Genomic DNA, 14,487 nt, shown 5'->3' on the forward strand with positions numbered 1-14,487 from the left:
TCAGATTCCACGTCACCATGGACACCCTTGTCTTAAGCTATGCACTTGGCACTATTAACCCGTGCTGGGGACTTTCACCCTTTAGATTGCGCCCATGCTGGGCGCACAATATCAAAATCCTGTTAACAAAAAAAGTTAACAGGATTAATATCTTACAACTTATTACTATACAGTTTTTAAATTTCTTATATATACCCTAAATGAAAGTTATTCTAAAAATCTAAATACGCCAATAAATGCCATTATCGTAATATTACCCTTACTGATTTTAGCCTGACCTTCAATTTTAAAGAAAGTAAAATATGAAAGCAAACTTGGAGCTAAAGATACAAACATATATATCAGTGGAATAATAAAATAGCTATCTGAAACGGTAATACTAGACACCCAAGGTATAAGGGATGATCCCACATTGTCAGGCCTTTTTTAAATTACACTCCACATAGTCATTATGTATAAGAGCTTAAAGTAATGTCACTAAGCATCCTAGCATTCCTTTTGCACTTTCAACAGAATGTTTTTTAATTTCTTCATTAAGTTTATCTTTATTGTCTTTATATTTATCTTTAATTGATCGCATTTTTGTAGAAAGCATATGTTTGAGCGTAAGCGAGTTTATATTTTTTAGCAACTGCAATTAAAATAAATTTTAGAATTCCTTGGCAACGTGAAGCATTCCTTCAATACATACTTTTGTTATAGCATAATATAAGAAAAACCACTCAGACTTTAATTGAAATTACTTTGCCACCACAGTATTGTCTTTATAAGCATAGTCAAATTTTAAGTTTCCACTCTTAGTGGTATAAATATCTTTAACGTTTTCTTTTTTACAAATAACTGTATTAACTATATAAACAGGTATACAGGGCAATCCTTTTGCTAATATTTGCTGTGCTTCGTTATAAATTTTTATTTTATTTTCACTATCTTTTTCTTTTAATGCTCTCTCAATAGTTTTATCATAATCTAAATTCTTATATCCATAAATATTATATTTGGAATTTGCTGTCCACCGACTAAAAAACTTATAGATATCTTCGTATTCTTCATCAATTCTCGAAAATGCTATATCGTACTTACCCTTGCGTAACACTTCACTAAGTTCATCTTTTTTATAGCCAGTACAAACTATATTTATATCTAAATAATCATTTAAATCTAAATATCCTTTTACGTTTTTAGACATTTCATCTAAGTTTTCCTTAAGATTTTTAGATATTTCCTTGGCAATTTTATTGTCTAAATTTTTACTTTCATACACCATTACTATTTCTTGCTTCTTTTCACGATTATTGATCTTCAGATATTTGTTTAAATATTCTATACCCTTATTTCTATTACCATATACATCAAAAATAAGTTTACTATTACTATCAACTGTGCTGAAAGGCAAATAGTTTATAGCTGGAACAGCTAAGTCTTTTGATATGGTTTGTATAATAAATTCCTTTGATATTATCGCATTAATTACATTTCTAAAATTATTATCTTCTACAGGTCCTTTGGAATTCAGGTTAAAATTTAGATAATACATACTTTGCGTAGGTATTGCTATTGTCTTCTTTTCCATGCTAAGAGAAATGCCCTCGCTTATTGGAGGATTTACAAATACATCAACTTTTGAGTCTTCACTATACTCAGTGGTTTCAAAGTTTGCTAAGGTTTTTTCTTCATCCTTTATGGAGGTAAATAACATTTCATCGCTGACAATTTCATTTTTACGCCAATACTTTTTATTTTTTAATAAAGATATTTCCCCCTCTTTATTTATATCTTTTATAGTAAATGGACCGCTATATGCAATTTCTCTGTAATCATCTTTCCAATTTTTCATATCACTATTACATTTTCTTAAGGTAAGAATTGGGCTACTAAGAGTGTTTAAAAAGTAGTCATTTGGACTATTTAGCCTTATCTCTAAAGTCAAATCATCCTTTGCTACAATAGCAACTTTTTCAAAACCTATCTTCCCCATATTGAAATCCTTAGCTCCAAATATACAATACAACTGTTCTACGAATATATTTTCTTTTTCCGATAAAATGCTGTAAAAAAACCTTACAAAATCTATGGCTTTTATTTCTGTTCCATCACTATAATGAATGTCTTTTCTTAATTTAAAGGTATATTCAATTCCATCTTCTGTAACTTCAAATGTTTCTGCCATAGCAGGTACTATCTGTCCATTCTTATCTTCACGTACTAAGCCTTCAAACAAAGCCAATAACAAATCTTTTTCCCTAATATTATTATTGCTTAACATCAGTAAGTCTTCTGGTAATTCCCCTAAGTTATAAACTAAGTATTTCCTGGAGGTTGAAGGTTTTACTTTTTTTTCGACACATCCAGTACCTAACATTATTATAAAAACTAATATTAAACATAATATCTTTTTCATTTTTGGCCTCCAATCCATTCCCTGTATAATAAAAGTATTAACCCTTTGTATATTTAATAATCAACAATATAATAAACTCCATACTTCTTATTTATGTTAACTTTTTTTGTTTTAATTATGTTATAATATAACTATTCATTTACAGTATTATGTATTTAAGAGGTATTTAGGAGGAATTTTTTATGTTAAATTTGACTATTCAAATAATTGCTATACTCTCCATGTTAACTTTTATGTTTACCTCAATATGGGGCTTCATTTTATTAATTAAAATATATAACCAGTTAAGATATAAGAATTATTTAATGGAAAAACTCACACAAAACACCTATAGATTAACCCTAAATAATGATAATAGAGAGCCTGCCAAAAATGATACAAAAGCTCAAAGTATTTATAATCCTAATGAAAAAGAAACTCTCGAAGCATAAAAGGACGTCAATTGACGTCCTTTTATTTATCATATATTTATAATGTTCTCTTTAGAATTTCAAATCAAATTTCTTGTTTAAAGTTCGTTTGCAACGCAGGTCGGAGAAATTTCCTATCCTTTTTTTATACTATTGTGATTACATCATTTCTTCAAATTCTTTTTCTGTTAAAATCTTAATCCCTAAAGTAACCGCTTTATCATATTTTGATCCAGCCTCACTACCTACTAACACGTAGTCTGTTTTTTTACTAACACTGCCAGCTATTTTAACTCCTAGCGCCTCTAACTTGTCTTTTATTTCTGTTCTACTATACCCCTCAAGGGTCCCCGTCACAACCATAGTTTTATTCATAAATAGATTTTCTTGTACTTGCATTTCTTCATAAATAGGATTAACCCCAAGTTCTAGTAATTCCGAAATGCTTGCAATCACTTTATCTTGTTTAAAAAACTCTATTATGCTAGCTGCTACAATGTCTCCTATATCCGGAACCTTTATTAAATCTTCATAAATGGCATTCTCAATATTATCTATATTTTTGAAGCTATGAGCCAAATCCTTCGCCGTTTTCTTTCCTACGTTAGGTATGCCTAGTGCATATATAAAGGAATCTAATGAGCAGTTTTTACTACCTTCCAATGAATCTATAAGGTTCTGCGCTTTCTTTTCTCCAAATCTTTCTAAATTTAAAAGTTGTTCTTTATTTAATCTATACAAATCTGGTATAGATTTTATATCTAATTTCTCAAATAATTGCTCTGCTGTTTTTTCACTAAACCCCTCTATGTTCATAGCTTCTCGGCTACCGTAATGTACAATGCTCTTAACCATTTGTGGCATGCAAGATAGTGTATTTTCACAAAAATAGTGTACTCCGTCTCTTATTACTTCACTTCCACAACTTGGACAAGTCTTAGGTACGACTATCTCGATTGCGTTTACTAAGGTGCTTTCTACTACACCCATTATTTCTGGGATAACATCATTAGATCTACGTACAAAAACATCGCAACCTATTTTTACTCCCTTTCTTAATATGTCATCCATGTTATTCAAAGTAGCTCTTTTAACAGTTACACCTGCAAGTTCCACAGGCTCTAGTATAGCTGTAGGTGCTACCCGTCCACTTCTTCCTACATTCCATTCCACAGCAATTAGGGTTGTAGTTGCTTCCTCTGCCTCAAATTTATAGGCAATAGCCCACTTAGGGAATTTCACTGTATACCCTAATATGTCTCTAGTTTTCATATCATTTATAGCTATAACTACTCCATCAATATCATAATCCAGTTCTGATCTTATAGATTCTATATACAAAATTTCTCTTTCAATCTCTTCTAGAGTTTTACATTCTACCAAATAATCATCCATAGGTATTCCCTGCACTTTTATAAAATTCATCATTTCAATGTAAGTTTTGAAGGGGGTCCCTTCATTGTAACCAACATCATAGAAAAAAGCTGAAAGATTCCTCTTTGCAGTTTCTTTTATATTTAAATTTCTAAGTGCCCCTGCTGCTCCATTTCTAAGATTTTTAAGTGGAATATCAGCATTGTCATTATACCTTTTAAATGCTTGTTTGGTCATAATAGCTTCTCCGTGAACTTCTATTATTGCAGAATTGTCAATTTGCAGCGGTAATGTCTGTATTGTTTTTGCTTGAGCAGTAATATCTTCACCTATTTCACCTGTTCCTCTAGTAGCCGCTTTAACTAAGTATCCTTGCTCGTTATAGGTAGCATTTACTGTAAGTCCATCAAACTTTTTAGTTAAAATATAAGTAAGTGGCTCTAGCTGTGACCCGTGATTTAAATTATATTCATTCATAACTTTTATATTTCTATTATGCCATTCTTTTATTTCCGCAAAACTTTGTGCTTTATCCAAACTCCACAGTTTAGCCTGATGAGTATATTTAGAGAATTCAGGCAGTACTCCATCTCCTATCCGTTGAGATGGCGACAAAGGAAGTATTTCATCTAGCTCTTTTTCTAGCGCTACAAGCTCATCGTATTTCTCATCATATTCTTTATCAGATACAGTGGGATTATCTGACACATAATATTCATTTGCATATATGTTAAGTTCTTCCACTAGTTCCTGCATTCTTTTAGCTTTATTATTGATATTCATAAACTACACCCTTTCCTAAAAATCACGCATTAATGATAATTATATTAAATAAAATAACTAGCATATTTACTAGTTATTTTATCCAACGTAATTTATAACATTTCTAAGGGTGATTTATCTAATATTAGTTTTTTTATTCCCATATTATCAAAGGCTATTGAAACCAAAGTATCGCCATTAGAATTTGAAATTGATACAATAGTACCTATCCCAAAATTACTATGTCTAACTTTTCTTCCTACTGTAGCTTCACTTTTTATATCACCCTGACTATTTATAGTGCTACTATTCATACTCTCCTGCCATGGATTACTTCCTTTTGAAGTAATTGATATATAGTCTTTTACAGAAGCTCTGCCTTCATTACTTATTGAACTTCTCAAACTATGAGGATTATTTTCTGCATCCATATTTTTATTTTTCTTTAATACCTGCACAGTCCTGTTTTTAACTCCTCCTATGTTTTCTTTTAAAGCTGGAGATATCTCACTTATAAAATCAGACGCTGCATAGGAAACATTTCTTCCAAATACCATTCTAGTTTCTGCAGAGGTTATGAAAAGCTTCTCTTCTGCCCTTGTTATAGCAACATAACATAAACGCCTTGATTCTTCCATTTCAGTAAAGTTGTTTAGAGAAGACATACCTGGGAATATTCCATTTTCCATGCCTACCATGAATACTACTGGAAATTCTAGACCCTTTGCACTATGCACCGTCATCATTGCTGCGGTATCGTTAGATTCTTCTGCGTCATCAGTACCTGAACCTAGACTTACTCCTTCTAGAAATGCTAGAAGTGACTTATCTTCTGAAGTTCTTTCAAATTCTACAGCATCTGATACCAGTTCTTTTATATTTTCAACTCTACTTTCATCCTCTGGCTCCTTAGAAGTTTCTAATTGCTTTAAATATCCCGTATCATCTAATATAGACTTAATTAATTGCGACACAGGTACCTCATCCTTTTTAGACATAAAGCTATTCATAAGGCTTACAAACTTGCTTATAGAAGATACATTTCTAGTAGTCATAGTAGGTATGTAATCTACATCTAAAATAGCACTATATAAACATTGATCTACACTAGCTGCAAACTGTTGAATTTTTTCAATAGTTGCATCACCTATATTCCTCTTAGGCACATTTATAATTCTTCTCAAAGCAATATCATCAAGGGGATTATTTATAAGCTTTAAATAGGCCATAATGTCTTTTATTTCTTTTCTGTCGTAGAACTTTAAGCCCCCAATTATTTTATATGGAATTAAGCTTTTTCTAAAGCTTTCCTCAAATATACGAGATTGAGAATTCATCCTATATAAAATTGCAAAATCCTTATAACTTTTATTTTCTTCCTTCATAATAGACTTAATTTGACTTGCTACAAAGTTTGCCTCATCTCTGTCTGTAAAGGCTCTATATAAATTTATTTTCTCTCCGCATTCCTTTTCAGTCCTTAATGCTTTATCTTTTCTTTGAGAATTATTTCTTATTACTTCATTTGCTGCATTAAGTATATTTCCATAAGACCTATAATTTTGCTCAAGCTTAACAACCTTCGCCTTAGGATAATCTTTTTCGAAGTCTAAGATGTTGGTAACATCCGCCCCTCTCCAAGCATAGATGCATTGGTCATCATCTCCAACCACACATATATTTTCCTTTTCATCCACTAAAAGCTTGATAAGCTCATACTGAGCTTTATTTGTATCTTGATACTCATCTACCATTATGTATCTAAACTTTCTATGATAGAATTCTAAAACTTCCTTATCATTTTTGAGTAGTTCTACTGCCTTAAAAATCAAGTCGTCAAAATCTAGTGCATTATTAGCTTTTAGTCTTTTTTGATAAAGAACATATATATCAGCAATTTTATTTTTTCTAAAATCACCTTCATTTTCTTTTTTGTACCTATCTGAAGAAATAAGTTCATTTTTAGCATTTGATATTTTATTTAAAATCTCGGAATCTGTTAAATCTTTTTCATTAATATTAAGTTCCTTCATGCATTGCTTTATCAAACTCTTTTGATCATAGCTATCATAAATAGTAAAGTTTTTATTATATCCTAATTTATCTATTTCTCGCCTAAGTATCCTAACGCAACTAGAGTGAAATGTAGAAATCCACATATTATCTGCTACATTTCCTACTAAAGCACGCACTCTATCCTTCATTTCTCCAGCTGCTTTATTGGTAAAAGTTATAGCTAAAATTTGTGATGGATATATATTTAAATCTTCAATCATATGTGCAATTCTATAAGTTAGAACTCTAGTCTTCCCAGAACCTGCACCAGCTAGTATTAATAGTGGTCCGTCAACAGTTATTGCAGCCTCACACTGCTCTTTATTCAATAAATTCTTTAAATCCATGAAAACACCCCTTATACATTAAATCATCATCGACCATGCTGTTAAACATACCTATAATTATATCACAATGTGTATGAACTTAAACAACTTTAAAAATAGAGACGGCTAATTAACCTCCCCCATTTAATATTAGTCAAATTGAGTAAAGATATATTAACCGTCCCTTATATAGATGCAAAAATTATTATACTTACACCTTTATTTCTTAACTTCTAAACGTCCGAGTATAAGTTTATACCCATCATTTCCATAGTTTAATGCCCTATTAATCCTACTTATTGTGGCTGTACTTGCACCTGTAGTACTTGCTATGTCCAAATAAGTTCTCTTATCTGATAACATCTTTGCTACTTGAAGCCTTTGCTCTAAAGCCTTAATTTCATTTATAGTACAAATATCTTCAAAAAATTTGTAGCATTCTTCCTTCGTTTGCAAACTTAAAATACCATCAAAAAGATAATCCATATCTTCACTTTTTAATTTAGAACTATATTCACTCATTACCCTTCACCTCTAATAATCATAGATTACTTTAACCAATTTTATCATTTATATATCATTTATACTATCAAAACTTTTAAAACATATAAAAAAAACGCAGTTAATTTATATAAACTGCATTTAAAATAAAAATTTCTATTTAATTCATTAATGAACAATTATGTTATTTAATAAAGTTTAACGACATTTCAGTATGAAGTCGTTAATATTGCAGCACCGCAGGTGATGATTTAACTATTTAACTATGTTTAACATTACTGTGGTTATAACAAAACAAATTGCTGAAACTACTGTAACTCGTGCTAACATAGATTCAAAAGTTTTTGTTTTATTTTTCGCAAAAAAAGTATCAGAACTCCCTGCTATAAGACCACTTAATCCGTTTGATTTGCTAGGTTGCATCATAACTGAAACAATTATAGCAATTGAAGCTATAACCTGTAAAACCATTATAAAATTATGCATGTGTATACACCCCCTATTTATCGAGTACATGATTATTTTAGCATACTCTAAGATTCTTTACAATGAAATGCAAATAAAGTTTGAGAGTATAGCTTATAAAGCTATACTCTCATTTAAAATTAGTTATCTGTTAATGTTATAGAATGCTTTTAATCCTCTGTATTCAGCCATTTCCTCTAGTTCTTCTTCTATCCTTAGTAACTGATTGTACTTAGCCACTCTTTCACTTCTAGCTGGAGCACCAGTTTTAATTTGACCTGCATTCACAGCTACAACTAGGTCTGCTATAGAAGTATCTTCAGTTTCTCCTGATCTATGAGAAACTACTGCAGTATATCCTGCTCTTTCAGCCATTTCTATGGCATTTAATGTTTCAGTTAATGTACCTATTTGGTTTAATTTTATAAGAATTGAGTTTGCTGTTTTTCTTTCAATTCCCATTTTTAATCTATCAGTGTTAGTTACAAATAAGTCATCTCCAACTAATTGAACTCTATCACCTATTTTATCAGTTAAGTACTTCCAACCTGCCCAATCTTCTTCAGCCATTCCATCTTCAATAGAGATGATAGGATATTTGCTGGCAAGTTCTACATAGTAGTCAGCCATTTGTTCTGGAGTTAATATTCTTCCTTCTCCAGCTAAGTTATATTTTCCATCTTCAAAGAATTCAGAAGCTGCAGGGTCAAGAGCTATATAGATATCTTTTCCTGGAACATATCCAGCTTTTTCTATAGCTTCAATTATAATTTTTATAGCTTCTTCGTTTGATGATAAGTCTGGAGCAAATCCACCTTCATCACCAACCCCAGTTGATAAACCTTTAGCTTTTAATAAGCCTTTTAATGTATGATAAACTTCTGCACTCATTTGTAGAGCCTCTGCAAATGAAGTTGCTCCAACTGGCATAACCATAAACTCTTGTAAGTCTACATTGTTATCAGCATGGCTTCCACCATTTATAATGTTCATCATTGGAACTGGTAAAACTTTAGCGTTTACTCCTCCAATATATTGATACAATCCAAGTCCTAATGACTCAGCAGCAGCTCTAGCGCAAGCTAGTGATACTCCAAGCATTGCATTAGCCCCAAGTCTACTCTTGTTGTCTGTTCCATCAAGAGCTATCATTGCTTTATCTATAGCTATTTGATCATATACGTTCATTCCAACAATTTCTTCAGCTATTAGAGCATTTACATTTTCAACAGCTTTTAAAACTCCTTTGCCGCCATATACATCTTTGTCTCCATCTCTAAGTTCTACTGCTTCAAACATACCAGTAGATGCGCCTGATGGTACTGCTGCTCTTGCTACTGTTCCATCTTCTAAAGTAACTTCAACCTCTACAGTTGGAAATGCTCTTGAATCTAAAATTTGTCTTGCATAAACATCAATTATTTCAATAAAGTTTTTCATATTTTCATACCTCCAAAGTTTTATTATATTATTAGTGACTTGCCTGTCATTTCCTTAGGTGCCTCTAGCCCCATAGCCTCTAACATAGTAGGTGCTATATCAGCCAATATGCCGGTATCCTTTAGCCCTTTACCATGGTTTGAAACATATGTGAATGGAACTAGATTTGTAGTATGTGCTGTCATAGGTTCTCCTGAGGAGAAGTCAATCATTTGCTCAGCATTTCCATGATCTGCAGTTATAAATACAGTACCATCTTTCTCTAAAACACTCTTAACAATCTTTCCAAGACATTCATCCACAGTTTCTATAGCCTTTTTAGCAGCTTTAAAATCGCCTGTATGACCTACCATATCAGGGTTGGCAAAGTTAAGTATAATCATATCATAAAGATCTAAATCCAATCTTTTTAATAATTCTTCCGTAACTTCATAGGCACTCATTTCTGGTTTTAGATCATATGTAGCCACTTTGGGTGATGGAATAAGCGCTCTATCTTCATTTGCATTTGGAGCTTCTACTCCTCCATTAAAGAAGAAAGTAACATGAGCATACTTTTCAGTTTCAGCTATCCTTAACTGATTTTTACCCATTTTACTAACATATTCTCCTAAAGTGTTAGTGAAATTCTCTTGTGTATATGCTACATCAACATTTTCTATAGATACATCATATTGAGTAGTGCATACATAGGTTAAGTTCAAAGCTTCCCTTTTAAAGCCGTCAAATACTTTATCATTTATTGCCCTAGTAATTTCCCTAGCTCTGTCTGGTCTAAAATTAAAAAATATCACACTGTCACTATTGCTTATAGCTGCTACAGGTTTGCCTTGATCCATTATAACAGTAGGAAGCACAAACTCATCTGTCTTATTGTCATGGAAGGCACTTTTAACTGCCTCTATTGCTGATGTATTTTCTTCACCTTTAGATAAAACCATTGCATTGTATGCGAGTTCAACTCTTTCCCATCTCTTATCTCTATCCATAGCATAGTATCTACCACATACAGTAGCAATTTTTCCTACTCCAATTTCATGCATATATTCTTCAATCTCTGATATGTATTTTAGTGCTGAACCTGGTTGCACATCCCTACCATCTAAGAAAGCGTGCACATACACCTTTTTAGCACCCTTGTCACTGGCAAGCTTAATTAAAGCTTTTAAATGATCAATATGAGAGTGAACTCCTCCATCAGACAATAATCCTAAAAGATGTATTGAAGAATTTGCTTCTATTGCTTTATCTATTGCTTTATTAAAAGCGTGATTTTTAAAGAAGTCTCCTTCTTTTATTTCTTTAGTTATTCTTGTAAGCTCTTGGTATATAATTCTACCTGCACCTATATTTAAATGACCAACCTCAGAATTACCCATTTGCCCCTCTGGTAATCCTACATCAAGACCACTTGCTCTTAATTTTGTGTGTGGATATTTATCTGTTAAGATATCATAGTTTGGTTTGTTGGCTGCGTACACTGCATTTCCATCTAGATTGTTTGACAATCCAAATCCATCTAAAATCATTAGCATTACTGGTTTCTTTGACATCTTCGCTTCCTCCCACCCCTTATTTCTAATAATTAATATATATCTATATGTTAATAGTTTACTATTCCTGCAAAATCTTCTGCACTTAGACTAGCTCCCCCGATTAATCCACCATCTATATCTGATTTACCCATTTGTTCTTTTATTGTTGATGGTTTAACGGAGCCACCATATTGAATTCTAACCTTTTCTGCCACATCATGGCCAAATATATCTCCAACAGTTTTTCTTATAAATGCAATTGTTTCATTAGCCTGGTCTGCAGTTGCAGTTTTCCCTGTACCTATGGCCCAAATTGGTTCATAAGCAATAATAAGCTCTTCCACTTGCTCTCTTGTAAGTCCTTCTAAATCTAATTTCACTTGATTTTCTAAAACCTTTTCTGTAACATTTCCTTCTCTATCACTTAAGGATTCTCCTACGCAAAGTATAGGGATAATATTATGCTTATACGCAGCTTTAAGTTTTTTATTTACAGTTTCATCTGTTTCATTAAAATACTGTCTTCTTTCACTATGCCCGATTATAACATAGGTCACGCCCATTTCCTTTAACATTCCTGGTGCAACCTCACCTGTAAAAGCACCATTCTCTTCAAAATGCATATTTTGAGCCCCAACTTTTATGTTGCTTCCTTTAACTGCTTTTATTACTGCATCTAAACATAAAAACGTAGGACAAACTACAACCTCGCATTTTGCTTCTTTAACTAAAGGCTTAATCCCTTCGATTAAACTTACAGCTTCAGTTACAGTTTTATTCATCTTCCAGTTCCCTGCAATTATACCTTTTCTCATGAAAACTCCCCCTAGTATTAAGAATATTAATTGTTTCCAACCTTTTATTACTTTTGATTGGAAACAATTAATTTTTACTTTAAACTTAGATTAACATAACTTTAATTAATAATCATTAAGTTATTTATTTGTTAGAGCTTCAATTCCTGGTAGCAACTTACCTTCTAAAAATTCAAGAGAAGCTCCACCACCTGTAGATATATGTGTCATCTTATCTCCAAATCCTAATTGATTGACAGCCGCTGCACTATCTCCGCCACCTATTATAGTAGTTCCATCTACCTTAGACATTGCCTTAGCAACAGCTATTGTACCCTTAGCAAAGCTAGCAAATTCGAATACTCCCATTGGTCCATTCCAAATAATTGTTTTAGCAATACTAATAGCACCACTATATATTTCTGCTGTTTTTGGCCCAATATCAAGTCCCATATATCCATCTGGAATATTTTGATTATCTGTAACAACTGGCTCTGCCTCAGATGAAAATCTATCTGCAACAATATGATCCACTGGTAATAAGAATTTAACTCCTTTAGCCTCGGCTCTTTGCATCATATCTTTAGCATATTCCACCTTATCCTCTTCAACAAGTGAACTTCCCACAGAATAACCGCCAGCCTTTAAAAAGGTGTAAGCCATTCCTCCACCAATTATTAAAGTGTCTACCTTTTGAAGTAAATTAGCAATAACATCTATTTTATCTGAAACCTTAGCTCCACCTAAAATTGCTACAAAAGGTCTAACCGGATGCTCTACTGCTTCTCCTAAGAATTTTAATTCCTTTTGAATTAAGTAGCCACATACTGAAGTTTCAACAAACTGCGTTACACCAACTGTAGAGCAATGAGCTCTGTGAGCTGTTCCAAAAGCATCATTTACAAAGATATCTGCAAGAGAAGCTAATTCTTTTGAGTAGTTTTCTTTATTCTTAGTTTCTTCTTTTCTATATCTTGTATTTTCTAATAATAAAACGTCTCCATCTTTCATTTGCTCTATGCTTGACTTTACATTATCACTAACTACATTTGGATCTGCCGCAAAAACTACTTGTTTTCCAAGCATTTCGCTTAATCTCTTAGCAACTGGTGCTAAAGAAAATTCAGACTTTGGCTCTCCATCTGGTTTTCCAAGGTGCGAACACAAAATAACCTTTGCTCCATTCTTAACCAAGTAATTTATCGTTGGCATAGCGCCTTCTAATCTATTTACATCTGTGATCATATCGCCTTTTAATGGTACGTTAAAATCACATCTTACCAAAACCCTTTTACCTTTAACCTCAATATCTTCAATTGTTTTTTTATTAAATTGCATACTCATTCTCCTCTCATAAGGTTTATAATACAAAATTTAATATGGTTTGTTAACTTCTATAGTCTTTCTGCAACATATTTAGTTAAGTCTGCTAATCTATTTGAGTATCCTGCTTCATTATCGTACCAAGCAACAACTTTAACCATGTTGTCTCCAATAACCATAGTTGATGGTGCATCAATTATAGATGATCTTTCGTCTCCTCTAAAGTCGATTGAAACTAATGGTTCTTCGCAAAATCCTAGAATTCCTTTCATTGAAGTTTCAGAAGCATTCTTAAGTGCTGCATTAACTTCTTCTAAAGTTACATTTCTTGAAAGTTCGCAAACTAAATCAGTACATGAAACTGTTGGAGTTGGCACTCTTAATGAAAATCCGTTTAACTTTCCTTTTAATTGTGGAAGCACTAATGCTACGGCTTTTGCTGCCCCTGTTGTAGTCGGAATCATTGATTCACAAGCTGCTCTAGCACGTCTCATATCACTATGAGGAGCATCTAATAATCTTTGATCTCCAGTGTATGAATGTATTGTAGTCATAAGTCCTTTAACTATTCCAAACTCTTCATCTAAAACTTTAGCAAATGGTGCTAAACAGTTTGTTGTACATGATGCATTTGATATTATGTTATGCTTTGTTGAATCATACTTTTCTTCGTTAACGCCTAAAACTATTGTTATATCTTCATTTTTTGCTGGTGCAGATATAATAACCTTTTTAACACTACCACCTATATGAGCATTGGCTTTAGTAGCATCTGTATAGAATCCTGTTGATTCTATTATTATTTCTGCTCCTAGTGAATTCCAATCAATATCTTTAGGATCTCTTTGCGCAAATATTTTAATCTCTTTTCCGTTAACAACTATTGAACTTTCTTTAGCCTCCACAGTTCCGTTGAATTTACCATAAAGTGAATCATATTTTAAAAGATGTGCTAATGTTGCAGCGTCCGTCAAATCATTGATTCCTACAACCTGTAATTCTGTTGAATAATTTGCAACTAATGCTTTAAATACATTTCTTCCTATTCTTCCAAATCCATTAATACCTACTTTTATCATCTTGATAAAACCTCCTAATTTT

At 32.3% G+C, this 14,487-nt stretch carries 11 protein-coding genes; 1 reads left to right on the forward strand and 10 read right to left on the reverse strand.

Features of this window, described 5'->3' with window-relative positions; all coding sequences use genetic code 11:
• Window positions 1-739 precede the first annotated feature (739 nt).
• The gene (locus LGK97_RS11635; RefSeq protein ID WP_226259940.1) at window positions 740-2,401 is read right to left on the reverse strand and encodes a peptide ABC transporter substrate-binding protein; all 1,662 of its coding nucleotides are present in this window, start codon (window positions 2,399-2,401) and stop codon (window positions 740-742) included.
• Between the two features lie 182 nt (window positions 2,402-2,583).
• On the opposite strand from LGK97_RS11635, the gene LGK97_RS11640 reads away from it, so the two are divergent.
• Window positions 2,584-2,832: a hypothetical protein gene (locus LGK97_RS11640; RefSeq protein WP_226259941.1), complete on the forward strand. Its 249-nt coding sequence runs from the start codon at window positions 2,584-2,586 to the stop codon at window positions 2,830-2,832.
• Window positions 2,833-2,970: 138 nt separating this feature from the next.
• On the opposite strand, the gene ligA is transcribed toward LGK97_RS11640, so the two are convergent.
• The 9 genes from ligA to gap form a co-directional block, all read right to left on the reverse strand.
• Window positions 2,971-4,962: an NAD-dependent DNA ligase LigA gene (gene ligA, locus LGK97_RS11645; RefSeq protein WP_413228429.1), complete on the reverse strand. Its 1,992-nt coding sequence runs from the start codon at window positions 4,960-4,962 to the stop codon at window positions 2,971-2,973.
• Window positions 4,963-5,060: 98 nt separating this feature from the next.
• Window positions 5,061-7,349 carry a DNA helicase PcrA gene (gene pcrA / locus LGK97_RS11650; RefSeq protein WP_226259943.1) on the reverse strand — a complete coding sequence of 763 codons (2,289 nt, stop codon included), beginning with the start codon at window positions 7,347-7,349 and terminating at the stop codon, window positions 5,061-5,063.
• A gap of 198 nt (window positions 7,350-7,547) precedes the next feature.
• A complete protein-coding gene (locus tag LGK97_RS11655) occupies window positions 7,548-7,850 on the reverse strand; it encodes a YerC/YecD family TrpR-related protein (RefSeq protein WP_226259944.1) in 303 nt (100 codons plus the stop codon).
• A 234-nt stretch (window positions 7,851-8,084) separates the two neighbouring features.
• On the reverse strand, window positions 8,085-8,315 hold the full coding sequence (gene secG, locus LGK97_RS11660) for a preprotein translocase subunit SecG (protein ID WP_226259945.1): 231 nt from the start codon (window positions 8,313-8,315) through the stop codon (window positions 8,085-8,087).
• Window positions 8,316-8,438: 123 nt separating this feature from the next.
• Window positions 8,439-9,734, reverse strand: coding sequence for a phosphopyruvate hydratase (eno, locus tag LGK97_RS11665; protein ID WP_226259946.1), 1,296 nt, complete (start codon window positions 9,732-9,734; stop codon window positions 8,439-8,441).
• A 23-nt stretch (window positions 9,735-9,757) separates the two neighbouring features.
• Window positions 9,758-11,287 (reverse strand): 2,3-bisphosphoglycerate-independent phosphoglycerate mutase, encoded by a 1,530-nt coding sequence (gpmI, locus tag LGK97_RS11670; RefSeq protein ID WP_226259947.1) that lies wholly within the window; start codon window positions 11,285-11,287, stop codon window positions 9,758-9,760.
• 50 nt (window positions 11,288-11,337) lie between these two features.
• On the reverse strand, window positions 11,338-12,084 hold the full coding sequence (tpiA, locus tag LGK97_RS11675; protein WP_226259948.1) for a triose-phosphate isomerase: 747 nt from the start codon (window positions 12,082-12,084) through the stop codon (window positions 11,338-11,340).
• A 120-nt stretch (window positions 12,085-12,204) separates the two neighbouring features.
• The gene (locus LGK97_RS11680; RefSeq protein ID WP_226259949.1) at window positions 12,205-13,401 is read right to left on the reverse strand and encodes a phosphoglycerate kinase; all 1,197 of its coding nucleotides are present in this window, start codon (window positions 13,399-13,401) and stop codon (window positions 12,205-12,207) included.
• A gap of 56 nt (window positions 13,402-13,457) precedes the next feature.
• Window positions 13,458-14,465 (reverse strand): type I glyceraldehyde-3-phosphate dehydrogenase, encoded by a 1,008-nt coding sequence (gap, locus tag LGK97_RS11685; RefSeq protein WP_226259950.1) that lies wholly within the window; start codon window positions 14,463-14,465, stop codon window positions 13,458-13,460.
• Between the last annotated feature and the right edge of the window lie 22 nt (window positions 14,466-14,487).

It is taken from the genome of Clostridium sp. CS001 (assembly GCF_020443565.1).
Lineage (GTDB): Bacteria > Bacillota > Clostridia > Clostridiales > Clostridiaceae > Clostridium_AD.

Excerpts from the sequence above, each read along its gene's own strand:
- LGK97_RS11635 (WP_226259940.1), bottom strand. The coding sequence starts at position 2,401 with ATGAAAAAGATATTATGTTTAATATTAGTTTTTATAATAATGTTAGGT.
- LGK97_RS11640 (WP_226259941.1), top strand. The coding sequence starts at position 2,584 with ATGTTAAATTTGACTATTCAAATAATTGCTATACTCTCCATGTTAACT.
- pcrA (WP_226259943.1), bottom strand. The coding sequence starts at position 7,349 with ATGGATTTAAAGAATTTATTGAATAAAGAGCAGTGTGAGGCTGCAATA.
- LGK97_RS11655 (WP_226259944.1), bottom strand. The coding sequence starts at position 7,850 with ATGAGTGAATATAGTTCTAAATTAAAAAGTGAAGATATGGATTATCTT.
- secG (WP_226259945.1), bottom strand. The coding sequence starts at position 8,315 with ATGCATAATTTTATAATGGTTTTACAGGTTATAGCTTCAATTGCTATA.
- eno (WP_226259946.1), bottom strand. The coding sequence starts at position 9,734 with ATGAAAAACTTTATTGAAATAATTGATGTTTATGCAAGACAAATTTTA.
- gpmI (WP_226259947.1), bottom strand. The coding sequence starts at position 11,287 with ATGTCAAAGAAACCAGTAATGCTAATGATTTTAGATGGATTTGGATTG.
- tpiA (WP_226259948.1), bottom strand. The coding sequence starts at position 12,084 with ATGAGAAAAGGTATAATTGCAGGGAACTGGAAGATGAATAAAACTGTA.
- LGK97_RS11680 (WP_226259949.1), bottom strand. The coding sequence starts at position 13,401 with ATGCAATTTAATAAAAAAACAATTGAAGATATTGAGGTTAAAGGTAAA.
- gap (WP_226259950.1), bottom strand. The coding sequence starts at position 14,465 with ATGATAAAAGTAGGTATTAATGGATTTGGAAGAATAGGAAGAAATGTA.